24 protein-coding genes are annotated in these 23,063 nt (G+C 49.0%); 16 read left to right on the top strand and 8 right to left on the bottom strand.

Features of this window, described 5'->3' with window-relative positions:
• The 4 genes from purQ to MHB54_RS08940 are packed head-to-tail and all read left to right on the top strand — an operon-like array spanning position 1 to position 4,508.
• The gene (gene purQ / locus MHB54_RS08955; protein WP_264454173.1) at positions 1–690 is read left to right on the top strand and encodes a phosphoribosylformylglycinamidine synthase subunit PurQ; all 690 of its coding nucleotides are present in this window, start codon (positions 1–3) and stop codon (positions 688–690) included.
• Positions 668–2,911: a phosphoribosylformylglycinamidine synthase subunit PurL gene (gene purL, locus MHB54_RS08950; protein WP_264454172.1), complete on the top strand. Its 2,244-nt coding sequence runs from the start codon at positions 668–670 to the stop codon at positions 2,909–2,911. The genes purQ and purL overlap by 23 nt, the downstream gene beginning before the upstream one ends.
• Entirely contained in the window at positions 2,896–4,377 is a 1,482-nt protein-coding gene (gene purF / locus MHB54_RS08945; RefSeq protein ID WP_023987052.1) for an amidophosphoribosyltransferase, read from the top strand. The genes purL and purF overlap by 16 nt, the downstream gene beginning before the upstream one ends.
• Positions 4,374–4,508 (top strand): hypothetical protein, encoded by a 135-nt coding sequence (locus MHB54_RS08940; RefSeq protein ID WP_256703298.1) that lies wholly within the window; start codon positions 4,374–4,376, stop codon positions 4,506–4,508. Before purF ends, MHB54_RS08940 begins: the two co-directional genes overlap by 4 nt.
• A gap of 333 nt (positions 4,509–4,841) precedes the next feature.
• On the opposite strand, the gene MHB54_RS08935 is transcribed toward MHB54_RS08940, so the two are convergent.
• Positions 4,842–4,991 (bottom strand): hypothetical protein, encoded by a 150-nt coding sequence (locus MHB54_RS08935; RefSeq protein WP_264454171.1) that lies wholly within the window; start codon positions 4,989–4,991, stop codon positions 4,842–4,844.
• Positions 4,992–5,129: 138 nt separating this feature from the next.
• Between MHB54_RS08935 and purM the strand changes: the two genes are divergently transcribed.
• The 10 genes from purM to MHB54_RS08885 all read left to right on the top strand — a co-directional run bounded on the left by purM (position 5,130) and on the right by MHB54_RS08885 (position 14,972).
• The gene (purM, locus tag MHB54_RS08930) at positions 5,130–6,170 is read left to right on the top strand and encodes a phosphoribosylformylglycinamidine cyclo-ligase (protein ID WP_076265185.1); all 1,041 of its coding nucleotides are present in this window, start codon (positions 5,130–5,132) and stop codon (positions 6,168–6,170) included.
• The gene (purN, locus tag MHB54_RS08925; protein ID WP_076295798.1) at positions 6,170–6,784 is read left to right on the top strand and encodes a phosphoribosylglycinamide formyltransferase; all 615 of its coding nucleotides are present in this window, start codon (positions 6,170–6,172) and stop codon (positions 6,782–6,784) included. Before purM ends, purN begins: the two co-directional genes overlap by 1 nt.
• 130 nt (positions 6,785–6,914) lie before the next feature.
• On the top strand, positions 6,915–8,462 hold the full coding sequence (purH, locus tag MHB54_RS08920; protein WP_264454170.1) for a bifunctional phosphoribosylaminoimidazolecarboxamide formyltransferase/IMP cyclohydrolase: 1,548 nt from the start codon (positions 6,915–6,917) through the stop codon (positions 8,460–8,462).
• A 70-nt stretch (positions 8,463–8,532) separates the two neighbouring features.
• Positions 8,533–9,798, top strand: a complete 1,266-nt coding sequence (gene purD / locus MHB54_RS08915; protein WP_075153735.1) for a phosphoribosylamine--glycine ligase — start codon at positions 8,533–8,535, stop codon at positions 9,796–9,798.
• A 125-nt stretch (positions 9,799–9,923) separates the two neighbouring features.
• On the top strand, positions 9,924–10,601 hold the full coding sequence (locus tag MHB54_RS08910) for a TetR/AcrR family transcriptional regulator (RefSeq protein ID WP_071559288.1): 678 nt from the start codon (positions 9,924–9,926) through the stop codon (positions 10,599–10,601).
• Positions 10,602–10,700: 99 nt separating this feature from the next.
• A complete protein-coding gene (locus MHB54_RS08905; RefSeq protein WP_025723274.1) occupies positions 10,701–11,558 on the top strand; it encodes a substrate-binding periplasmic protein in 858 nt (285 codons plus the stop codon).
• A gap of 85 nt (positions 11,559–11,643) precedes the next feature.
• Positions 11,644–12,291: an amino acid ABC transporter permease gene (locus tag MHB54_RS08900; protein WP_013308808.1), complete on the top strand. Its 648-nt coding sequence runs from the start codon at positions 11,644–11,646 to the stop codon at positions 12,289–12,291.
• Between the two features lie 14 nt (positions 12,292–12,305).
• Entirely contained in the window at positions 12,306–13,055 is a 750-nt protein-coding gene (locus tag MHB54_RS08895; protein ID WP_081366795.1) for an amino acid ABC transporter ATP-binding protein, read from the top strand.
• 54 nt (positions 13,056–13,109) lie between these two features.
• Positions 13,110–13,535: an OsmC family protein gene (locus MHB54_RS08890; protein WP_071559287.1), complete on the top strand. Its 426-nt coding sequence runs from the start codon at positions 13,110–13,112 to the stop codon at positions 13,533–13,535.
• 183 nt (positions 13,536–13,718) lie between these two features.
• Positions 13,719–14,972 (top strand): serine hydrolase, encoded by a 1,254-nt coding sequence (locus MHB54_RS08885; protein ID WP_340981560.1) that lies wholly within the window; start codon positions 13,719–13,721, stop codon positions 14,970–14,972.
• Positions 14,973–15,012: 40 nt separating this feature from the next.
• Here MHB54_RS08885 and MHB54_RS08880 read toward each other — a convergent pair whose 3' ends face one another.
• The 5 genes from MHB54_RS08880 to MHB54_RS08860 all read right to left on the bottom strand — a co-directional run bounded on the left by MHB54_RS08880 (position 15,013) and on the right by MHB54_RS08860 (position 20,564).
• Positions 15,013–15,990, bottom strand: a complete 978-nt coding sequence (locus tag MHB54_RS08880; protein ID WP_071559285.1) for a FecCD family ABC transporter permease — start codon at positions 15,988–15,990, stop codon at positions 15,013–15,015.
• Positions 15,987–16,991 (bottom strand): FecCD family ABC transporter permease, encoded by a 1,005-nt coding sequence (locus MHB54_RS08875; RefSeq protein WP_023987063.1) that lies wholly within the window; start codon positions 16,989–16,991, stop codon positions 15,987–15,989. The genes MHB54_RS08880 and MHB54_RS08875 overlap by 4 nt, the downstream gene beginning before the upstream one ends.
• Positions 16,988–17,968, bottom strand: coding sequence for an ABC transporter substrate-binding protein (locus MHB54_RS08870; RefSeq protein ID WP_023987064.1), 981 nt, complete (start codon positions 17,966–17,968; stop codon positions 16,988–16,990). Before MHB54_RS08870 ends, MHB54_RS08875 begins: the two co-directional genes overlap by 4 nt.
• A 201-nt stretch (positions 17,969–18,169) precedes the next feature.
• Positions 18,170–18,898 (bottom strand): response regulator, encoded by a 729-nt coding sequence (locus MHB54_RS08865; protein WP_023987065.1) that lies wholly within the window; start codon positions 18,896–18,898, stop codon positions 18,170–18,172.
• On the bottom strand, positions 18,891–20,564 hold the full coding sequence (locus tag MHB54_RS08860) for an ATP-binding protein (protein ID WP_023987066.1): 1,674 nt from the start codon (positions 20,562–20,564) through the stop codon (positions 18,891–18,893). The genes MHB54_RS08865 and MHB54_RS08860 overlap by 8 nt, the downstream gene beginning before the upstream one ends.
• A gap of 161 nt (positions 20,565–20,725) precedes the next feature.
• On the opposite strand from MHB54_RS08860, the gene MHB54_RS08855 reads away from it, so the two are divergent.
• Positions 20,726–21,019, top strand: coding sequence for a putative quinol monooxygenase (locus MHB54_RS08855; protein ID WP_013308817.1), 294 nt, complete (start codon positions 20,726–20,728; stop codon positions 21,017–21,019).
• 44 nt (positions 21,020–21,063) lie between these two features.
• Positions 21,064–21,888, top strand: coding sequence for an aldo/keto reductase (locus tag MHB54_RS08850; protein ID WP_025721170.1), 825 nt, complete (start codon positions 21,064–21,066; stop codon positions 21,886–21,888).
• A gap of 91 nt (positions 21,889–21,979) precedes the next feature.
• Here the strand turns inward: MHB54_RS08850 and MHB54_RS08845 are convergent, their stop codons facing one another.
• Entirely contained in the window at positions 21,980–22,633 is a 654-nt protein-coding gene (locus MHB54_RS08845; RefSeq protein WP_053324658.1) for an SdpI family protein, read from the bottom strand.
• Positions 22,630–22,941, bottom strand: a complete 312-nt coding sequence (locus MHB54_RS08840; protein ID WP_013308820.1) for an autorepressor SdpR family transcription factor — start codon at positions 22,939–22,941, stop codon at positions 22,630–22,632. Before MHB54_RS08840 ends, MHB54_RS08845 begins: the two co-directional genes overlap by 4 nt.
• Positions 22,942–23,063 lie beyond the last annotated feature (122 nt).

The raw sequence follows: 23,063 nt of genomic DNA, 5'->3' as shown, positions 1-23,063 counted from the left end.
ATGAAATTTGCAGTTCTGGTTTTTCCGGGCTCCAACTGTGATATTGACTGCTATAAGGCGGTAGAGGACACGGTCGGTGAACCTGTCGATTATGTTTGGCATACTGCGACGGATCTGTCGCCTTATGATTGTATTCTTGTTCCAGGAGGCTTCTCCTACGGGGATTACCTGCGTTGCGGCGCGATTTCCCGGTTTGCTCCGGTGATGAAGGAAGTAGCCAAAGCGGCTGCTGAGGGGAAATACATTTTAGGTATCTGTAACGGTTTTCAAATTCTGACTGAAGCTGGGTTGTTGCCAGGCGCTTTGCGCCGTAATCTGTCGATGAAGTTCCGTTGCCATGATACGGTGTTGAAGATTGCGAATAACCAAACACCTTTTACAAAAGATTACGCTGCTGGTGAAGAGATCGTCATTCCGATCGCCCACGGCGAAGGCAACTATTACTGTGATGATGAGACGCTGGCTCGCTTGCAGGCGAATAACCAGATCGTATTTACGTATAAAGATAATCCTAATGGTTCCGTGACGGATATTGCAGGGATTTGTAATGAGCAAGGTAATGTGTTGGGCATGATGCCCCACCCGGAACGCGCGGTGGATGCATTGCTCGGAACGGATGACGGCAAACGTATGTTTACATCTATTTTGAATGCTTGGAGGGATCGACATGGCGCAGCAAGTGTCCGCTAAGGAACCGACGGCAGAGCAGGTTGCCGAACATAAACTGTATCAGCAGATGGGTGTATCGGACAGTGAATATGCGTTGATCTGTGAATTCATGGGACGTCAGCCGAATTATACGGAGATTGGCGTATTCAGTGTCATGTGGTCAGAGCATTGTGCTTACAAAAACTCTAAGCCGTTGCTGCGTCGTTTTCCAACGAGCGGTCCGCGAGTTCTGATGGGACCCGGCGAGGGCGCAGGCATTGTAGATATCGGTGACAATCAAGCGGTTGTATTTAAAATCGAAAGTCATAACCATCCGTCGGCTGTGGAGCCTTTTCAAGGGGCAGCGACTGGGGTAGGCGGTATCATCCGTGATATTTTCTCCATGGGTGCAAGACCTGTCGCGGTGTTGAACTCTCTGCGTTTTGGGAAGCTGGAGAGCGACCGTGTGAAATATTTGTTCGAGCATGTGGTATCTGGTATTGCGGGATATGGGAACTGTATCGGTATTCCGACTGTAGGTGGCGAGGTTGTATTTGATGAAAGCTACGAAGGCAATCCGCTCGTTAATGCAATGTGTGTCGGACTGATTGACCATGATAAAATCCAGCGTGGTGTTGCTAAAGGGGTCGGTAACCCGGTGTTCTATGTGGGCCCGCCGACAGGTCGTGATGGGATTCACGGAGCGACATTCGCATCGGTTGAGCTGACAGAGGAATCTGAAGCGAACCGGACTGCGGTTCAAGTAGGCGATCCTTTTATGGAGAAGCTGGTTATGGAATCATGTCTGGAACTGATCGACAGCGGTATTGTGCTGGGTATTCAGGATATGGGTGCCGCAGGACTTACCTGCTCCAGCGCGGAGATGGCGAGCAAGGCTGGCAACGGCCTGGAGCTGTATCTGGATCAGGTACCGCAGCGTGAAGAGGGCATGACACCTTATGAAATGATGCTGTCCGAATCACAGGAACGGATGCTGTTCGTAGTAGAGCCTAAGGATGAAGCACAGGCACTGGAAATTTTCGAGCGTTGGGGTGTTATTTGTGCCAAGGTCGGTAAAGTGACGGATGACGGTCGTTTGCGTTTGTTCCATCACAATGAAGTGGTCGGAGATATGCCAGTGACGGCGCTGGTTGACGAGTGTCCGATTTATGACAAGCCTTCCGAAGTCCCTGCTTATTATGAGCAAAATGCTGCTATTGACACACTGCGTTACGCTGAAGTGACGGATTTGAACGGTGCGTTGAAAAAGGTGCTGTCTTCACCAAGTGTAGCCAGTAAGAAATGGGTATACGAGCAGTATGACTACATGGTTCGCACGAGTACAGCCGTTCGTCCGGGATCGGATGCAGCTGTAGTGACTGTGCGCGGAACTCGTAAGGGACTCGCCATGACGACAGATTGTAACGGACGTTATGTATACCTTGATCCAGAGGTAGGTGGACGGATTGCAGTCAGCGAAGCAGCGCGTAACATTGTATGCTCCGGCGGCGAGCCATTGGCGATTACGGATAACCTGAACTTCGGTAACCCTGAAAAGCCGGATATTTTCTGGCAAATGGAAAAAGCCGTGGACGGTATGGCAGAGGCTTGCCGTGTACTGGATACACCTGTTATCGGGGGCAATGTCAGCTTGTACAATGAAAATGCTAAAGGCTCCATCTATCCGACGCCTGTTGTCGGTATGGTAGGTCTGGTACATGATACAGATCACATTACGACACAAGGCTTCAAAGCCGAAGGTGATGTAATTTTCCTAGTGGGGGAAACGAAGGCCGAGCTGGGAGGCAGTGAGTTCCAAGCTGTCGTACACGGTGTATCCGAGGGACGCCCACCTGAGCTGGATTTGAACGTAGAGAAAAAACTGCTGACTGCGGTACTGGGAGCGATTCAGACCGGATTGGTACAATCTGCGCATGATTTGGCAGAGGGCGGATTGGCTGTAGCGCTTGCAGAATCCGGGATTAGCGGCGGATTGGGAGCACAGGTCAACGTAGAAACGAGCTTGCGTCCTGACCATGCGTTGTTTAGCGAAACTCAATCCCGTATTTTGTTATCTGCATCGCCGGATAAAGCGTCTGCTCTGGAAGCACATCTGCATGGTTTGGAAGTGCCAGTTACCGTATTAGGAAAAGTTGAAGGATCACAATTGACAGTTGAGGTGAACGGACAACCCGCTTTGAACGAGGCAGTCGCCAGTTTGAAGCAAATCTGGGAGGATGTCATTCCATGTCTGATGAAATAACAGCACGGACGTTGTGGACTGGAGATTATTATAATGAAGGCTCTGGTAAAGAGGGGCTGTTTGATAAATTAAAAGAGGAATGCGGCGTGTTTGGAGTATATAGACACTCCGATGCCGCTTCCCTAGCATATTACGGATTGCATGCACTCCAGCATCGCGGGGAGGAAAGTGCGGGCATCTGTGTGAGCAGTGGCGACGAGTTCCATTATCATCGTGGAATGGGGCTTGTAAAAGAAGTATTCAATAAAGATTTGATGGCTTCGCTGACAGGCGATATTGCCATAGGACATGTGCGCTACTCGACAAGTGGAGACAGTAAGCTAACGAATGCACAGCCTTTGGTGTTTAAGTATCGTGATGGGGATCTAGCGGTAGCTACGAACGGGAATATCGTGAATGCTTTGCAAATCCGGCATGAGCTGGAGCAGGGCGGGTCTATTTTTCAAACGACCAGCGATACAGAAGTAGTGGCGCATTTGATCGCACGATCGTCCAAGGATTTGGTGGAGGCTGCCAAAGATGCATTGAAGCGTATTGTCGGCGGATTTGCTTTTCTTATTATGACCAACGATAAACTGCTGGTCGCTTCTGATCCCAATGGCTTGCGTCCGTTGACGATGGGCAGATTAGGTGATGCATATTTGTTTGCCTCCGAAACCTGTGCTTTGGAAACGATTGGAGCAGAGCTGTTGCGCGATATCGAGCCGGGTGAACTGTTGGTGTTGGACAAAAATGGTCTGCACGAAGACCGTTACAGTGAAGGCAAGCATCGTAAAGCACTGTGCGCGATGGAATATATTTATTTTGCCCGTCCTGACAGTGATTTGAATGGTTCTAATCTTCATGCTGCACGCAAAAGAATGGGAAGCCAGATGGCGCTGGAAGCTTTTGTCGATGCGGATCTGGTGACAGGAGTGCCGGATTCCAGTATTTCGGCTGCGATTGGTTATGCAGAGCAGACAGGTATTCCTTATGAGCTGGGTATGATTAAAAATAAATACACTGGACGTACCTTCATTCAGCCGAGCCAGGAGCTGCGCGAGCAGGGTGTGAAAATGAAGCTGAGCGCTGTACGCCGTGTTGTTGAAGGTAAACGGGTCATTATGATCGACGATTCTATCGTCCGGGGTACTACGTCCCGTCGAATCGTAAATATGCTGCGGGATGCGGGGGCGTTGGAGGTACATGTTCGTATTACCTCACCGCCTTTCAAAAACCCGTGCTTCTATGGCATCGACACGCCGGATCGCCGGGAACTGATCGCTTCGTCCAAAACCGTCGAGGAAATTCGTGAGGAAATTAACGCCGATTCGCTCTACTTTATGAGCGCTGAGGGTTTGATTGCCGCTGTAGGCGGATATAACGAACAGGATTACAAAGGCGGCTTGTGCCTAGCCTGTTTCGATAATGATTACCCGACTCAGGTAGATTTCAAAGGTGAAGAAAAGTTCGGATGTAGTTGTTGAGAAAAGGGAACAAAAGAGATACAGAATGGTGTATGGTACTAGTACGAATTGAAGGCGGTTCTGAGGGGGCCACTCCGCGTGTGGAAGGTTCTTCCGATCGCTGTTGCCGCTGGATTCTTGGATTGGAATAACCCTTAGAGGGTTAGAATCCAGCGGCAAAGGCGAACGCTTCGCTTCTCCAGAATCCTTCCACCCGCTCCGTTCCTCAGGTGTGCAGCATTTTGCAGCAGTGACTGTACCTCTTCTGTTCTCACGGGGAAGAGGATAGGTAAGGCAGTTAAAAACTCATGGCATAACTATTTCATGCCATGAGTTTTTAAAGGGGCAGGTGGCTCAAGAAAGTCACCTGTTCACTTAGCAGTTTAGCAGCCAGTGCGCGCTAAGCGACAAGCCGTACAGCAGGCTGGGCGAAGCTGCCTGCCTCAAACCTGAGGGCTAGAAAGTAAGCGAGCCTCTGGCGCTGCTTACTTCCCAGCCCTGGCACGTCCCCGCCTTTGCGAAGCAAACAGGCCGGGACGTGCCCCGCCGCCACTGCATAGGCGGCCTTGCACTAAAGCGTGTCCTTTGTATTCGCGGGTATAGCCCACGAATACAAAGGACAACACGCGACTCACAGCACGAACCAACCACCAAGCAGCACCCAACCTTACACATCTGACCGACTCTTGAGGGGTCCAGGGGGAGCAGCCCCATGGAATCCTCCCTGCTAGGGAGGACTTAGGAGGGTCAATCATTTGAAGGAGTGTTCATGAATGTCCGAAGCATACAAAAACGCAGGGGTAGATATCGCTGCCGGTAATGAAGCAGTAGAACGGATGAAAAAGCACGTTAAACGTACCTTCCGTCCCGAAGTGCTGACGGACTTGGGCGGATTCGGTGCGTTGTTCGGCCTGAATAAGGATAAGTACGATGAGCCTGTACTCGTTTCCGGTACCGATGGTGTCGGCACGAAGCTGAAGCTTGCTTTCGCAATGGATCGTCATGACACCATTGGTATTGACGCGGTTGCGATGTGTGTAAACGACATTATCGTCGGGGGCGCGGAGCCACTCTTTTTTCTGGATTACCTCGCTTGTGACAAGGTTGTACCCGAGAAAATTGAAGCTATAGTCGCTGGAATCGCAGAGGGTTGCCATCAATCGGGCTGTGCGCTGGTCGGCGGTGAAACCGCAGAAATGCCAGGGATGTACAGCGAGGGTGAATATGATATTGCCGGATTCACGGTAGGGATTGTAGATAAAAGCAAAATCATCAACGGTAGCTCCATTGCTTCCGGAGATACAGTGATCGGACTGGCCTCCAGCGGAGTACACAGCAATGGCTTCTCACTGGTTCGCAAGCTGTTATTGGAACAGCAGGGGTATGATTTGCATGATGAAATCGAAGGCTTGAACGGCAAACTGGGCGATGTACTGCTGGAGCCGACGAAAATTTACGTGAAATCCGTTTTGGCATTGCTGGACAAGGTAAAAGTAAAAGGCATGGCGCATATCACAGGTGGCGGTTTTATTGAAAATATCCCTAGAGTGTTACCGGATCACGTCAATGTGGATATAGAATACGGCACTTGGCCGATTTTGCCAATCTTCCAGCTCATGCAGGAAAAAGGCGCAATCTCCAACAGAGACATGTTCACAACCTTTAATATGGGAATTGGAATGGTAATCGTTGTAGGCGAAGAGCATGCACAGACTGCACTGGAAGTTCTGAAGGAACAGGGCGAAGCTGCGTATGTGATCGGAAAAGTAACGGAAGGCAGTTCTATCGTGACCTTTACGGGAGCCGAGGTGTAATGAACGAGTACCGGATTGCTGTTTTTGCATCAGGCGAGGGGACGAATTTTCAGTCATTGGTGGATGCGGCTGCACGAGGAGAACTGGGCGGCGCCTCGGTAGAACTGCTCATCTGTGACAAGCCTGCGGCTCCTGCCGTAGCTAGAGCACAGAAAGCTGGAATTGCGTGCCATACTTTTCGACCCAAGGAATATCCTTCTCGAGAAGACTATGAGCGTGAACTGGTGACTTTACTGGATCAGAAATCAATTGATCTCATCGTGTTAGCTGGCTATATGCGTTTGCTATCCAGTGTCATGGTTGATGCCTACGCAGGAAAAATCATTAATATTCATCCGTCACTACTCCCGGCATTTCCAGGGAAAGATGCTGTTGGACAGGCATTGACCTATGGGGTCAAGGTAAGTGGCGTCACCGTTCATTTTGTGGACGGGGGCATGGATACGGGTGCCATTATTGCCCAGCGTGTCGTGGAAGTTGACGACCATGATACAGCGGAATCCTTATCCGCAGCCATCCAATCCGTGGAACGTCAGCTATATCCAGAAGTAGTTGGCAAATTGGCCCAAGGTAAAATCCAATTAAATGGTCGCAAAGTGATTTCACTTCTCTAAGAATGATTGTAATTTGTCATATCATTGTCATATCAAGGATGCTGTACAGGCATTTTCCGATATTTCTCGGGAAATAAAATGATAAAAGAGAATTTTGCAAAATTCTGAAAGAGCTAAAGGAGGAGACAGGGTGAGTATTAAAAGAGCGCTCGTCAGCGTATCGGATAAGCGGGGGATCGTGGAATTTTGCCGCGAGTTGTCCAAATTGGGTGTGGAGATCGTTTCGACAGGGGGAACGAGCAGCTTGTTGTCGAAGGAGGGCATTCCCGTCATCGGCATTTCCGAGGTAACGGGTTTTCCTGAAATTATGGATGGACGTGTTAAAACACTCCACCCTGCGGTACACAGCGGCTTGCTGGCTGTTCGGGATAATGAAGAGCATCAGCGTCAGATGAAAGAACTTGAATTGGGTTATATAGATCTGGTCGTTGTGAATCTGTATCCTTTTGCGGAAACGATTGCCAAACCCGGTGTAACTTATGAGGACGCGATTGAAAATATCGACATCGGCGGTCCAACGATGCTGCGTTCTGCGGCAAAAAATCATGCTTTTGTCAGTGTGGTGGTCGATGCTGATGACTATAGCACAGTGTTGGAGGAAATCCGTAAGGATGGCGATACGGAACTGAATACCCGTAAGCGTCTGGCCGCAAAAGTTTTCCGTCATACGGCGTCATACGACGCTTTGATATCCGATTATTTGTCGAATGTGACAGGCGAGCCGTTGCCTGAGCGATACACCGTAACCTATGAAAAAATTCAGGATTTGCGTTATGGCGAAAATCCGCATCAGCAGGCGGCATTTTACCGTGAGCCATTGGCGGCAAAGGGTACACTGACAACAGCGAAACAACTTCACGGCAAAGAGCTGTCTTACAATAACATCAATGATGCTAATGCTGCTTTGCAAATCGTTAAAGAATTCAGCGAACCTACAGTAGTAGCAGTTAAGCATATGAATCCTTGCGGTGTGGGAATCGGCGGCAGTATTTATGAAGCGTACAGCAAGGCGTATGCAGCTGATCCAACCTCGATTTTTGGTGGCATCGTAGCGGCTAACCGGATTATTGATGGTGATACAGCGAATAAGCTGAGTGAGATCTTTTTGGAAATTGTACTGGCACCGGGATTTACGAAAGAAGCATTGGAGATTTTAACGAAAAAGAAAAATATTCGTTTGCTTGATCTGGGTGAGCTTTCCCGGTCTGAACAGGCAGAGAGCCGTTTCGTCGTGACTTCCATTGAAGGCGGCATGGTAGTTCAGCAAAATGACATTCACGCTGTAGACTCGGATGCACTTACAGTTGTAACGGAGCGGGCACCATCCGAGGAAGAACTGAAACAGCTTTTGTTTAGCTGGAAAGTGGTTAAGCATGTGAAATCCAACGCCATCGTACTGGCGGCAGATAATATGACCATTGGCGTAGGCGCAGGACAAATGAACCGTGTCGGTGCGGCCAAGATTGCTATCGAGCAGGCCGGTGACAAAGCAAAAGGTGCCGTACTGGCATCCGATGCATTTTTCCCGATGGGCGATACGTTGGAGCTGGCAGCTAAAGTAGGCATCACAGCAGTTATTCAGCCGGGCGGCTCCATCAAAGACGAAGAGTCCATCAAGGTTGCTAACGAATACGGCATTGCCATGGTCTTTACAGGCGTACGTCATTTCAAGCACTAACTTGTATGAGTTGAGGATGCAGCAGCATTTTCACCTGAACAATCTAATGGGAGCGGGAGGAAACACCTGAATGGATATTTTGGTTATCGGAGGGGGCGGCCGCGAACATGCAATTGTGTGGGCGCTGAAGAAAAGCCCCAAGGCCGGGCAAATCTATTGCGCACCAGGCAATGCTGGTATCGGACAGTTAGCGGAGTGCGTGCCGATTCCGGTGAGTGACTTTGACGCGCTGACAGAGCTGGCGGAATCCAAAAAGGTAGGACTTGTCGTGGTTGGTCCCGATGATCCGCTGGCAGATGGCATTGTGGATGCATTTGAAGCGAAAGGCATTCCAGTATTCGGACCGCGTAAAAATGCAGCGGAAATTGAAGGTAGCAAAATCTTCATGAAGGATTTGCTGCACAAATATCATATTCCGACAGCAACCTATCGTAAGTTTTATACTTACGAGGAAGCACATGCATACTTGAAGGAGCAACCGATCCCAGTCGTCATCAAGGCAGACGGACTGGCGGCAGGCAAAGGGGTAACGGTCGCGTACTCGATGGAGGAAGCGGAAAAGGCTCTCTCTGACATTATGGTGACCAAGGTGTTTGGTGAAGCCGGGGCACAAGTCGTGATCGAGGAGTTTCTGGCTGGTCAGGAAATGTCGATTCTCTCCTTTGTCGACGGTGAAACGGTTCGTCCGATGGCTGCGGCGCAAGACCACAAGCCAATTTTTGATGGTGACAAAGGGCCGAATACAGGTGGCATGGGTACGTATTCTCCGTTGCCTCACATAGCCAATTCCATTATTGAGGAAGCTATTGAGACGATTATTAAGCCGACGGCCAAGGCCATGGTTGCTGAAGGGCGTCCGTTCCGAGGTGTATTATTTGCTGGATTGATGATTTCGCCGGACGGCAAGCCAAAGACCATTGAGTTTAATGCACGTTTCGGTGATCCGGAAACTCAAGTGGTTCTGCCTCGTTTAAAATCCGATCTGCTCGATATATTTCTTGCTGCTGTAAATGGCACGCTGGATCAGGTGGAGATTGAGTGGAAGGATGAAGCGGCGGTGTGCGTGGTGCTGGCATCCGGAGGTTATCCTGCAGCTTACGCCAAAGGCGTACCTATCCACGGATTGGAACAGGTAGACGAAGCCATTGTGTTCCATGCTGGAACAGGCATCAACGAACAGGGTGAGTGGGTAACGAACGGCGGACGTGTATTAGGTGTGGTCGGCTTGGGACGTGATATTGCCGGAGCACGGAACAAAGCTTACGAACAGGCGGATCGTATTACCTTTGAAGGTAAACAAAACCGTACGGATATTGCGGCAAAAGCATTGCTGTAGCAGTAATATATAGGATAAAGAGGACCTCTGTGGAGGTTCTCTTTTTTCGTTTGACAAAAGTATACTTATCCTATAGGATTAAAAATACAAAACTGACTGACTGATCAATCGGGAGGAGGAAACCCATGCAGCCACGGAAGGCGAAGCAGTCCAAGACCGTCTCAAATGACCAACCTGCTGAGCACGCGGGAGAAGAAACAGACCGCAGAACACAGCTTCTTCACATTGCATTGAAGCGGTTCGCCGAGCAGGGTTACCATCAAACGAAGATTTCAGATATCGTGGTAGAGGCGGGAGTAGCCCAAGGCACGTTTTATTGGCATTTTAAAAGTAAAGAGGCACTGGCGCTGGAGATTATCGCTACTGGTCGTGAACAACTACTGTCAGCGATCGGACAGGGATATCGCCGTGACGCGGGAACGCTGGCTGATATGGTTAAGGCATCAGAGGCGCTGTTTGTTCGGTTATTTGATTTTGCATTGGAGAACCGCTATCTGATGGGTTTGCTGCTGATCGGCAGCGGTGTCGATGAACCGGTGCGCCAGAGTATCCGAGAGACAAGGGCCGCGATGGAGCAGGCATTCCGGCGCAATATGGAAAGAGCGATCGAGCTGAACATGTTGCCTGCTGAATTGGATGTCGAATTAAGGGCGGCACTACTCATGAGTATGATCGAAGGTGTCATTACACGCTGGCTATTCGGTTCAGAGGGAACACATGACCACATCACGCGGATAACTGCTAAAAGATTGGCAGCAGAGGCGGCTAATTTTGAGTTTTATGGACTATTAGGTCAAAGCTAGATGTGCAACATCGCATGAATGGGGCGTTGGCAACAAATAATATAGCCAAATCACATAGAAGAACTCAATCATTTACATCCAGACAGGAGAGAACGATACATGAAAACACGTAAAAAAGGGTTCTTGGTAACTACACTCATGGCTCTGGCATTGTTCAGCCTTGTGCTGAGCGCTTGCGGTACTAAGCCAGAAGCTTCTAATACTAGCAATGGAGCGGGTAGCAGTAATGTGGCAGCGAGTAACCAGCTCGAAGCAATCAAGAAGGCTGGTGTAATTAAGGTAGGCATGATGGGCACCTATCCGCCGTACAATTTTTTGAACGACAACAAGGAATTGGACGGATTTGATGTGGATATCGCCAAAGAATTGGCGAAGCGGATTGGAGTGAAACCGGAGTTCACGGCACAAGAATTCTCGGGACTGGTTCCAAGTTTGCAAAAGAAAAAATTCGATGCAGTGATTAGCCAGGTTACGATCACAGAGGATCGTAAGAAGGCCATTGACTTCACTGAGCCTTATATCACAAACAATGTAAACATTATCGTAAACAGCAAAACAAATGATATTACCAAGCTGGAGGACTTTAAAGGCAAAACTATTGGTGTCGGCTTGGGAACGAATGATGAATCTTATCTGCGGAATGAAGTACTGCCGAAGGTAGGCGATTTTGAGATTAAAACGTATGATGATGTCATTACTTCCTTAAAGGATTTAAACTCTGGCCGTATTGACGCAACCATTAACAATCTGTATGCTCTCAAGCCCATTATTGATAAAAACGGGTTCCAAATTAAAGCCGTAGGCGAGCCGATTAAATCGGACCAAGCGGGTGTAGCTATTAACCAGAAAACTCCTGAGCTCAAAGAAGCCTTGAACAAGGCTTTGAAGGAAATGAAGGAAGACGGCACTTACAAAACAATTTTCAAAAAATGGTTTGGCGAGGAGCCAAAAGAATAACGTAAGCCTGTTAGAGGCGTCTGGCTCCAGTCTTGGCTTTTATGCTGACATGGGGCCACTCGTCTGAAAGAAGGGAATATAACCGATGCTTGAATTAATGTGGGAGAACGTCCCTTTTTTATTAAAGGGTGCTTATTATACGCTTTATATCACGATTGTCTCTATGTTTTTTGGCCTAATCATTGGTTTGGTTGTTGCTGTGGCCCGGTTGAAGGGGAATCGACCCGTTCGATGGCTGGCGCGCATGTATGTATCGATCATTCGGGGGACGCCGGTTTTGGTGCAGATTGCGGTCATTTATTATGGACTGGATGATTATGGAATATCATTCGGATCGCTGACGGCTGCCTGTCTGGCACTCAGTATTAATACAGGGGCGTACTTATCGGAGACGTTCCGTGGAGCTATTTTAGCCGTACCCCAGGGACAGACCGAGGCAGCTTATGCGACGGGAATGTCGCCCGGTCAAACGATGTGGCGCATTATTCTTCCTCAGGCGGTACGCATTGCAATTGCACCGATGGGGAATACATTTGTAGGTATGCTTAAAGAAACGTCGCTGGTGTCGGTTATCGGGGTCAGTGAATTGATGCGACAGGCACAGCTTTTACAGGCACAGTATTTGCTCTACATGCCGTTTCTGCTCGAAATTGGCCTGATGTACTGGATTATGAGCATTGGATTCTCCGCTATACTGGAGCGGGTGGAAAAGCGTCTGGCTCGAGCTTATTAAGGTGGAGATGATAGATGATGATAACAACAAACGGATTAGGTAAACGATTCGGACAGGTAGAGGTTCTGAAAAGCATTGATTTTCAGGTTGCCGCTCGTGAAATCGTCGTATTACTCGGCCCGAGCGGCTCAGGTAAAAGTACCTTGCTGCGCTGCCTGAACGGTCTGGAAGAGCTGTCTTCCGGCAAGTTTGAGGTGAATGGGATTGAGGTAGATGCTACGGCTCCCGTTCGTGTCCGCCAAGCAGCCATTCGTGATATTCGCAAACAGACGGGGATGGTGTTTCAGCAATTCAATCTGTATCCGCACAAAACCGCAATCGGCAATGTCATTGAAGGACTGCTGACAGTAAAAAAAATGCCGCGCGACAAGGCTATGTCCATCGGACAACGGTTGTTGGAGCGGGTGGGGTTATCGGATAAGCAGGATGTACATCCTTCACGTCTGTCCGGTGGACAGCAGCAGCGGGTAGCCATTGCACGTGCGCTGGCGATGGACCCGGCGATTATGCTGTTCGACGAGCCGACATCGGCGCTTGATCCCGAGCTGGTAGGGGAAGTGCTGGGTGTTATGCGAGAGTTGGCTCAAGACGGAATGACGATGGTCGTCGTTACTCATGAGATGAAATTTGCTCGCGAGGTGGCAGACAAGGTTATATTTATGGCAGATGGTATCATTTTGGAGGAGGCAGCGCCACAGGCGTTTTTTGACACTCCCCAGCATGAGAGAACACAGAAATTTTTACGCCAAATCAGCGAATTTTAAAGTAAGATCGAGGATAAATCATAGATTATTAAGATGGAAAGAAGGCCTTTGAACATGAAAGTATCTACAACTTGGCACGGCAAACGCGCGTTTACTTCGGAGGGACCATCCGGTTATTCTGTAGGGATGGATGCTACGTCGGCTTATGGCGGTGATGGTAAAGGGATGACACCCATGGAACTGCTGTTGGCAGGTCTGGCAGGATGTATGGGGATCGATATCACAATGATTTTGGATCGTTTCTTGTCGGACATTACTCGTATTGATATTGACGCAGAAGGTACGCGCAAGGAAGAAATGCCGACAGGCTTTACAGCGATTGATCTGACATTCCATGTAGATGGAGATATTCCAGATTACCGCGTATGGAAAGCGATTCAGATGGGTAAGGAAAAATATTGTGCAGTATCCGACTCCTTAAAAGCGGAAATTCGGATGCACCTCATATTGAATGGAACCGAAGTACCCTATCCAGCATAAGTGTCGAAGGGTAATGAAAGAGAGTCAGCCTGTGTTATGTACAGGAGGCTCTCTTTTTTATGTTATTTGAAAATATGACACGTAATGAAACTTTTTGTACTGTGTTTTCGTTTAAAATAGAAATTGAAATATAAAAATGGGAAAATAAACCTGTGTATGAAATGTATACAGGGGGAGGTTATAGTGAAACGAAAGCGCCTTATGATAGTAGCAACTATTTTGGCTACAGTGCTCATCGTTATGGGTGTAGCGGCAGGCTTACTATCTTTCATGCAGAATCAAGTGGCTAATCCCCCGAATACCGTCCGGCCCACAACTGCGATTGCAGCTGACGTTAAGGAAGAAACGAAGGAACAGGATGCTGCCACGCGTTTACTTCATTTTGTGGAGGCGAATGCAGAAAAAGTTTCGATTACGATTCTGAGAGATGGAAAAAAGCTGGCAGGCCAAGAGGAAAACCGGATGATGCCTTTGGCGAGCACCGTCAAAACAACCATTGCGATCGAATATGCCAAGCAAGCGGCGGTGGATCAGATCAACCCGGATGACAGAGTGAAGCTGATTTCGCTGGAAAGGTTTTATTTGCCGGGTTTGGATGGTGGTGCTCATACGGCGTGGCTACAGAATATGGAGGCTAAAGGGCGGATACAGAATGAAACTGTATCTGTACGAGACGTCGCCAAGGGGATGATTCAATTTAGTTCCAACGCCAATGCGGAGTATTTAATGGACAAACTGGGGGTGGATGCGATCAATCGGACGAGAGCCAAAATGGGGCTGCAAAATCATGATCCCATTTATCCGTTTGTATCCTCCATTTTGATTCCCTACGAATGGATGAAGGAGAGACAAGGTGAGAATTGGAATAATACAAAGAATAAAATTTCTGCCAAAGAAGCCATTCAGGCGATGTCGGACACGGAGTTTCGCCGATATGCCCGAGTGATTCATAACAAGCTGCGCCGTGATGTGAGTGGTTCTTACAAGAAAAACGCAGATATTGAGACCTGGTATGATCAGGATTATGACCGTATTAATACGGATCGTTTTATAGCTTCAACGACAGCCGATTATGCCTCTTTAATGAGTAAGCTGAACCGCCGTCAAGGGTTCACAAAAGCTGAGCAAAAGTTATTGTCCGAGGTCATGGAGGAACCATTTATGGTTCTTCCTGAAAACCAGCAATTCCTGAAACATACTGGGCAAAAAGGAGGCTCCACGGCTTACGTTTTGACACTGGCAATGTATGCGACAGATAAGGAAGGGCATTCGACAGAGCTAGCTGTCTTTTTTAACGATTTGGACCCTAGCACAAATGCCAGCTTTCCTGAAATGATAAATGTTTTTAAAAAGAGGTTACTGCATGATGAATCGTTTAGAGAAGAAGTTAATCGGCGTATCGGTGTACAGGTAGCGCTGCTAAACGCTAGAGTATAGTACTGCGTTTAGCAGCGCTGCGCAACTTCTTATCCTAATCCTATCCGCTGCCTTTTTGTTTGCGTTCCCGCAGCAATAGATACAGAAAATATGGCGCGCCAATGACGGCTGTCACGATGCCAGCGGGAATTTCGAGCGGCGGCTTCAGACCTCGTCCCAGCGCGTCAGCAAGGACGAGAATCAGGGCGCCGATCATCGCCGAGCCGGGCAATAGATAGCGGTGGCGATTCCCAAATAACCGCCGTGCCAGATGCGGTGCCAGCAGTCCGATAAAGCCGATGGAGCCGATGGCAGCAACACAGGAGGCAGCCAAGGCGACTGACACGGCTAGCAGTCCTGTACGCACGCGTTTCACGCTAAGTCCCAGCCCAGCAGAGCTTTCTTCATCTAGGCTCATAATGTCGAGCTTACGCTGTAGGGTATAGGCGAGAGGCAGCAACACGATTAACCACGGCAGTAGCCCATACACTTCGTCCCAGCCTTTTCCCCACAGACTTCCAGCTAGCCAAGTGAGCGTGTCGCTGGCTTCGAGTGGATACTTGACCAGTATATAATCGGTCGCAGCCTGAAAAATAGCGCCCACCGCCAGTCCGGTCAAGGCTAGCATATTGGGACGCATGCCTCCCTTCATCGAAAGCTGTACGAGCAACAGTGCAGCTAGTCCGGCACCGACAAAGGCCGCTACAGGCAACAGCGCCACTGGGGATGAGGGTAGCAGTACGATGACGAGAACCGCCGCAAAGCCGGCCCCCTTGGATACACCTACCACATCTGGCGAGGCTAGCGGGTTGCGGATCATGCCTTGTAGCAGAACACCGGCTACTGCCAGCCCAGCTCCGGCCATGATGGCCAGCAGACCACGTGGCAGCCGATAGTGGTGAACGATGAACCAGGAAGAGGCATTCTGGTCAGTCAGAGCTGTGATCAGCTCAGAGGGCGTAATGTAGGTGCTGCCCACGCCTATAGCTATAAAAGCAACACCCAGCATGAGTGCGAGTAAAATCCACAGTTTTTTCATCGTGAAGTCCTCCCGTTCTTATGCGCCAGATATAAAAAGAAGGGCGCACCCACCAGCGCCGTTACAATACCAACGGGCGACTCATAAGGAAATGCAATAAATCGTCCAAGCACGTCTGCATATGTCAGCAGCAGAGCTCCGCAGATTGCAGACAGGGGAATGACCCGCTTGTAATTGTCGCCTGTAAACATCTTGATGATATTCGGCACCATCAGGCCTACAAAGCCGATGGACCCGGCTACCGCTATGGCAGAGCCTGCCAGCATAATCACTGAGGCCGAGGCCAGTAGACGGACAAGACGTACGTTTTGTCCCAATCCCTGTGCGACTTCCGTCCCGAGGCTCAGCACAGAGAGCGAGGGGGCCAACGCCAGCGCGAGGATCATACCCACGGCGAACCATGGCAGCACCAGACGCGTGTCGGCCCAAGTGGAACCATCGATGGCTCCGGCGAGCCAATACAGCACATCGGATATTTGCTCGTTGAACACGAGCAGTCCCTGGGTGATGGAGGCCAGCAACAGATGCACGGCCATCCCGGCAAGGGCCAGCTTGACCGGCGTCATGCCCGCCGTTCCGGCCAGCGCATATACGAAGGAGCCGCCTGCGATGGCCCCGGCAAAAGCAAAATAAATGCTGCCGGACGATCCGATATTCGGCAGCAGCACGACGGACAGCACGACAGCCAGCGAAGCGCCTGAGCTGACCCCGAATACCTGCGGCGAGGCCAGCGGGTTGCGTGTGATGGCCTGCATCAGGGCTCCAGCCACGGCGAGCCCCGCCCCGACGATTAGGCCAATAACGGCACGCGGTAGGCGTACCGTCAAGACAATGAGCTGATCCTTGGACGGATGCTCGGTGAACAGCGCAGTCAGCATGGTGGGGATGTCCATCCTGACTGGGCCAATCGCCACGCTGAGCAGCAATCCAGCCAGCAACGCAGCGATAAGTGCAAAGAAGACCGGCTTATTCAGCCGGTCGCGTGAGACTTGTCCGATCAACGGGAGCCGTCTCCTTTACTTTGCGCGGGATACAGAAGCGAAATGGCTTGCTCCAGTATTTTCTCGGCTGAGCCGAGTCCACGGTACCGGGTCCATAGTGCCCGGTTCACTTCGTAAACTTCCCCTTTTTTGACGGCCGTAATGTTTTGCCAAAGCGGATTTTGCTTCCATTCCGCAATCAGCTTCTCATCGGCTTCCACCAAAAAGATCACATCAGGATCCGCTTGTGCGATCTGTTCCAGCGTCAGCTTGACGGTAGGCTCGCTTGTATTTTGAAGGGCATTGTGAATACCCGCTTGCTCCAGCAATTGTCCATCAAAGGATGAAGCACCGTGAGCCGATAGTGAATCAGAGCGGAATACCCCTAGCAATACGCTACGTGACTCGCCAGCTTTGATGCCTTCTTTTAACTTTTCCATGGTAGCTTTATGCGCAGCGAGAATTTGCTCGCCTTTTTCCTTCTCACCCAACGCATCGGCGATGACACCGAAGGAAGCCAGGTTTTGTTCATAGGAGGAATTGCGGCTCTTTAGAACAATGGTCGGAGCAATCTCGCTTAGTTCTTTGTATATGCTTTTATGACGATTCAGATCGGCAATAATCAAATCCGGCTTCAGGGAGCTGATCGTTTCCAGGTTTGGCTGTTTGCGCGTGCCTACTGGTGTGAAGTTGATTTTCTTACCGAGCAGCCCATCAATATCATCGTCATTTTCCTGAGCTATGCCGACAGGAGTAACGCCCAGTTGGGTTGTGGCATCGACAAAAGAGAATTCCAGGGTTACGATTCTTTTGGGTGTACCTGTAACCTTGGTTTCTCCCATCTCATGTTTAATCATTCGAGTGTCGCCTGTTGCTTGAGGTGCTGCTGCGCTGTTATCTTGTGACTGGCTTCCACATCCCGCCATAATGACCGTCAGTAGTGCCAGGATCGCTGCAAGCAGCATGCCTGTGCGCAGTGGTTGTTTCGGTGTTGCCATACGTTATCCCCCGTTCCAGTATGATTATCAGAGAAACTGATAATCATTATCAATCAACTAACTGTTGATCATTCTAGCAATCGGGAAGGAGGACGTAAATAATGTGGTCATTTAAACCGTTTTGATCGATTAAGTGAATTAAATTCAATAAAATTATGAATAGGAGGAGGGGGAAGTAACAGGACATCTGAGTTGGGCGGTTTATGCATCCCTCCGCTGTCGCCGATAGATACGCTCCGGTCTGCCGACGGTTCCGTACACCTGATCGTGGTGCGCGTCGCCACTTTCCACTAAATACTCCAGATACCTTCTGGCTGTAGAGCGGCTCATACCCAGCTCAATTCCCACTGTACCTGTAGTCACCTCACCCCGTCGATTCAGGAGATCTAGCACTTTGTCGCAAGTTACTTTATCGATGCCTTTGGCCCATAATTCTCCGACTCCGTTCCCCGCCATCCGACCGGTGCCCGCGCTTTGAAGCAAACTGTCAATTTCAGATTGTTCGACTGTGGATTGTTCCTCTTGCCATGTTGTGATTTGTCGCCGAAATCGGGCATATTCCTCCAAGGTCGCACGCAATCTCTCGAATATAAGCGGCTTTACGATAAAATCAAACACGCCTGCTCGAACGGCTTGTACCACTGTTTCAGCTTCTTTGGCGGCAGTCAGCATAATAACATCTGTACCCGGATAGTGTTGCTTGATGAACGATAGCAGGGTTAGACCATCTGTGTCGGGAAAATAAACATCCAGCACGACTAGAGGAGGACGGAGCACGTCCAGTTGAAGTTTTGCCTCAAATTCGTTCGTGGCGATTGCACATACGGTGAACCCGTCTACCTTTTCAATAAATCGGCGGTTAATCTCCGCAATTCGCGGATCGTCTTCAATAATAAGAACCTCAATGTCCGATAAAACCCGCTCATTCATGGGCATAACCTCCTTTTGCATCATTACTCATATCTGTCCTATGTAAAGGAATGTATACCTCAAAAATACTTCCACCACCAGGCCGTTCATGCACTTCAATAGAGCCGCCCATTCGTTCAGTGTACTCCAGCACGAGAGCAAGGCCATATCCATGTCCTGCATCTGCTTTGGTCGAAGCTCCCCTGACAAACAGCTTTTCTTGGATATCGTCCGAAATTCCCGATCCGTTATCCGCAACTTCGACGATGATGGCTTCAGTCGTTTCTTCAAGCCGGAACCAGACCTGTCCGTCAGAGATGGAGGACATCGCAACAGCTTCCATGGCATTGTCCAGCAGGTTTCCGGCTATGGAAGCGAGAAAGGACCACTCCAACGTAGGAGACTGGGTTGAGAATGCTCCTTTAATATCAAAATGGAGTAAAACCCCTTTTTCCAGCGCCTGTTTCTTCTTACCGATCAGTAGGCTGGCGATGATTGAATCGGTTAGGAGAGCTGTGCCAATCGGCCTGTGTACACGATATTCCTCTGATTCCTGGGTGATAAAGTCCACCGCTTCGTCATAACACTCCAACTGAATCAGGCCGGATATGAGATACAGCCGATTGGCGTATTCGTGTGTTTGTGATCGAAGTACTTCCGCGTAATCTTTGACCTCTGTCAACTGTTGTGTCATGTGGAGCAGTTCGGTCTTGTCACGCAGACTGGCAACTGTGCCCATGATGCGACCGGAACGATCCTGGATCGGCACACGGCTGACGACTACAATTCGCTGCTGGACCTCAATTTCCTTATTCCATATGTCCTGTCCCTGATCTGGCCCCATCGTTGAATGCTCTACTGTGTAATCGGCAACAAGCATATCAACCAGTACATCTGGAACACCTGTCAAGTGACGAAGGTCGCATCCGTAGATAGAGGTTTCCGCGGGGAGTCCGATTAAGCGAGCTGCCTGTGGATTGGCAAGTGTGATTTGTCCGTTACTATTAACCGCGATAATTCCTTCGCCGATGGACTCAATAATGGCTTGCTTTTCCTGGTACAACCGTCCGATCTCCACTGGCTCCAGTCCATGCAGTGCGCGTCGAACCCGTTGCGCTATAACCAGGCTTCCCAATATGCCGATCATCAGCGCGCCCACCATAAACCAGAGCCATGCATATGTGTATGTACGAATATTTTGCTGCACATCTGTCATTAAAAAACCTACAGAGACGAGCCCGATGGCCTTACCTTGCGTATCATAAACGGCTGTTTTGGCGCGTATTGACGGTCCGAGAGAACCCGTCGATTCAGTGATAAAGGACTGCCCTTGCAGTACCTTATCATTCATGGGGTCTATCATAGGCGTGCCGATGCGCTCCGGGTTTACATGCCACTGTCGAATGAGATGACGATCAGCAATAGTAATAAAATCAGCGCCGCTGCTGGCTTGGACAGGCTTTATGACCTCGTTGATACGCGAACGCAATTGCGTCGTCTCAGTCTGCTCCAGAGCGTCTCTGACCTGCGCATCTACGGCGAGGGTATTGGCGACGGTGAGCGCCCTTTCTCCGATTTCATCATATAGAGCGGAGGTGATCATATATCGAAAGGATAATCCCAACAGCCCGGTAACTACCAGTACTAAAAGAGATATAAATACCATTAGTTTTGTCTGAAAACGCACATGCCTTCACCGCCGTTAAACAAAATATAGGAGGAACGGATCAGCTGATCTTCTCCCCCATACGATCCATTTTACTGTATTACAGAAACGCCCGCACTTTTATTCTGTCGAAAGAATGGTCTATAATAGAAATAGTTACATAATACGAGGAGGAACATAATATGATTATTATTCATGCCGATATGAAAGTTTTACCTGAAAAAAGAGAGACTTTTCTGCAACAAACCCAAGGGCTGATCAGCGCATCCCAAGCTGAAGAAGGCAATGTACGTTACACGTTAATGCAGGATCTGAATGATCCCAACGCATTTACGATGGTTGAAGAGTGGAAAGATGCTGCTGCTGTAGATTTCCATAATAATTCTGCCCATTTCCAGGCATTTGTTGCCGCGGCTAAAGAATTGTTGGCTGCTCCACTTCAAGTGAATGCTTTTCAGGATGCAACTAAACTGTAATCATCCCGTTGAATAATTCATAATCAGGAACAGGAGGAATAGACATGGGGAACATTGCGGATACAACTGTACTGAATAACGGAGTTCAGATGCCTTGGCTCGGTTTCGGTACTTACAAGGCGGAAGGCAATGAGGTCTACGAAGCGGTCAAAACAGCTATTGAGGTCGGTTACCGTCACATTGATACAGCGGCGATCTACGGCAACGAGGAACTGGTTGGACAAGCCATTCGTGATAGTGGAGCGGCTAGAGAAAACCTGTTTGTAACTACCAAGCTATGGAATCAGGATCAAGGCTACGATTCAACACTGCGTGCCTTTGAGGAAAGCCGTAAGCGGCTGGGTCTGGATATCATTGATCTGTATCTCATTCATTGGCCTGGCAAGGATAAGTACAAGGAAACCTGGAAGGCATTCGAACGACTGTATGAAGAAGGAAGCGTACGCGCTATCGGAGTTAGTAACTTCCAAGTTCACCATCTCGAAGACCTCCTCAAAGACAGCAACATGGTTCCTGTCATCAACCAAGTGGAGCTTCACCCTCGTCTGACTCAACAAGAGTTGCATCAATACTGCCGGGAGCACCAGATTCAGCTTGAATCGTGGAGTCCGCTGATGAAGGGGAAATTAACCGAGCAAGCGGACATCGTTGAGATTGCTGCCAAATACGGTAAAACCTCTTCGCAGGTTATTTTGCGTTGGCATCTGGATCGGGGGATTGTGACGATTCCCAAATCTGTAACCGCGCATCGTATTCGCGAAAATGCTGATTTATTCGATTTTGAATTGACGACTGAGGATATTGAACGAATCAATGGTCTTCATCTTGATGAGCGTGTAGGCACGCATCCCGATAAGCTGCTGTTCTAATATTAAGATTAAATGTACAAAGAACCTCCTAATTCTACGTTTACGTGGATTGGGAGGTTCCTTTTTTAGGTTCAGGTTTGGCTTTGTCTGCTTACTGGTTTAGCTTACGATACAACAAGAGAGAATAGAGTATGGGAGAGATGACGGATATGATCAGCATGGATAGAAAAATGACCGTTCCCGCCACTCCATCGACCCATGCCGCCACCAAACCCGAAGCACCACCGAGCATCATCATAGGTCCACCGAAACGGTGCGTTTTACGCCATACCTCCGGGTTGGACAGAGTCCACGGCGTGCGGATACCGAAAGTATAGTTCGGCTGCACCTGAGTCATATAATTACCCATCACCAGCAGCAGCAGGCCTATTACCCCCAAAATTATAGTATTCATTTGCAGTCGTATGTTCAGGTTATACAGCAGCATCCCCCATCCAGCTACAGCGAGAACCAAAGAAATACCTGCACGCGTAACTTCATAGGCTTTTGAAAATTTCTCATAATTAGCTCTGTTGGGGTCCATGTAGCGTGCCAATCGAATGACCAGCGGTACTAGACCCAACAGCACGAGCATGATAATAGAACCACTTTTGCTCATATACCCGTCTGCTGTATTGTCAAAGCCAAAATGCGAGGCTAGAACATTGGGAAGTCGGTCGTACAGCAATATAGCTCCTATCGCAGGTGATAAGGCAATCAAAGTCGTCAAAACATCTGTAAAGCTCCAATGTATTCGAAATTTCATTCAGATCCCTCCGTATCCTTGATATGATTCACATTTTTCTGGGCAGGGGTATCGGAGTGGGCGATGCTGAACATCCAACCGATGACATCCGCCACAACCGTTGTATGCAGGGTGTAGATAATGTTTTGCCCCTGTCGTTCATCCAGCACCAGCCCAGCCTGCTTCAGGATATTGAGATGGTGGGAGATGCTGGGCTTACTAATTTGAAAATGTTCAGCCACTTCACCTGCGCTCATACTTTTCTCCTTTAAAAGCTGTAAGATTGTACGCCGGGTCGGATCAGCCAAAGCTTTGAAGGCATCGTTCAAAATACATTTCCTCCTTTAGATATTTAGATAATATTCTAAATATCTAACATCATAGTAAAATAGAGCTATACTGCATGTCAATGGAACAAGACATCATTTTAGAAAAAAGATTTAGATCAGAC

Origin of the sequence: Paenibacillus sp. FSL M7-0802 (assembly GCF_038004945.1) — a bacterium.
Taxonomy (GTDB): Bacteria; Bacillota; Bacilli; order Paenibacillales; family Paenibacillaceae; genus Paenibacillus; species Paenibacillus polymyxa_B.
This window is presented reverse-complemented; position numbering and strand designations above follow the sequence as displayed.

Bases quoted from the DNA above. Each gene is read 5' to 3' on its own strand.
- MHB54_RS08865 (WP_023987065.1), bottom strand. From the start codon at position 18,898: ATGAATGAGCGGGTTTTATCGGACATTGAGGTTCTTATTATTGAAGAC.
- purF (WP_023987052.1), top strand. From the start codon at position 2,896: ATGTCTGATGAAATAACAGCACGGACGTTGTGGACTGGAGATTATTAT.
- purL (WP_264454172.1), top strand. From the start codon at position 668: ATGGCGCAGCAAGTGTCCGCTAAGGAACCGACGGCAGAGCAGGTTGCC.
- MHB54_RS08900 (WP_013308808.1), top strand. From the start codon at position 11,644: ATGCTTGAATTAATGTGGGAGAACGTCCCTTTTTTATTAAAGGGTGCT.
- MHB54_RS08895 (WP_081366795.1), top strand. From the start codon at position 12,306: ATGATGATAACAACAAACGGATTAGGTAAACGATTCGGACAGGTAGAG.
- MHB54_RS08855 (WP_013308817.1), top strand. From the start codon at position 20,726: ATGATTATTATTCATGCCGATATGAAAGTTTTACCTGAAAAAAGAGAG.
- purD (WP_075153735.1), top strand. From the start codon at position 8,533: ATGGATATTTTGGTTATCGGAGGGGGCGGCCGCGAACATGCAATTGTG.
- MHB54_RS08905 (WP_025723274.1), top strand. From the start codon at position 10,701: ATGAAAACACGTAAAAAAGGGTTCTTGGTAACTACACTCATGGCTCTG.
- MHB54_RS08845 (WP_053324658.1), bottom strand. From the start codon at position 22,633: ATGAAATTTCGAATACATTGGAGCTTTACAGATGTTTTGACGACTTTG.
- MHB54_RS08890 (WP_071559287.1), top strand. From the start codon at position 13,110: ATGAAAGTATCTACAACTTGGCACGGCAAACGCGCGTTTACTTCGGAG.
- MHB54_RS08870 (WP_023987064.1), bottom strand. From the start codon at position 17,968: ATGGCAACACCGAAACAACCACTGCGCACAGGCATGCTGCTTGCAGCG.
- purN (WP_076295798.1), top strand. From the start codon at position 6,170: ATGAACGAGTACCGGATTGCTGTTTTTGCATCAGGCGAGGGGACGAAT.
- MHB54_RS08850 (WP_025721170.1), top strand. From the start codon at position 21,064: ATGGGGAACATTGCGGATACAACTGTACTGAATAACGGAGTTCAGATG.
- purQ (WP_264454173.1), top strand. From the start codon at position 1: ATGAAATTTGCAGTTCTGGTTTTTCCGGGCTCCAACTGTGATATTGAC.
- MHB54_RS08910 (WP_071559288.1), top strand. From the start codon at position 9,924: ATGCAGCCACGGAAGGCGAAGCAGTCCAAGACCGTCTCAAATGACCAA.
- purM (WP_076265185.1), top strand. From the start codon at position 5,130: ATGTCCGAAGCATACAAAAACGCAGGGGTAGATATCGCTGCCGGTAAT.
- MHB54_RS08880 (WP_071559285.1), bottom strand. From the start codon at position 15,990: ATGAAAAAACTGTGGATTTTACTCGCACTCATGCTGGGTGTTGCTTTT.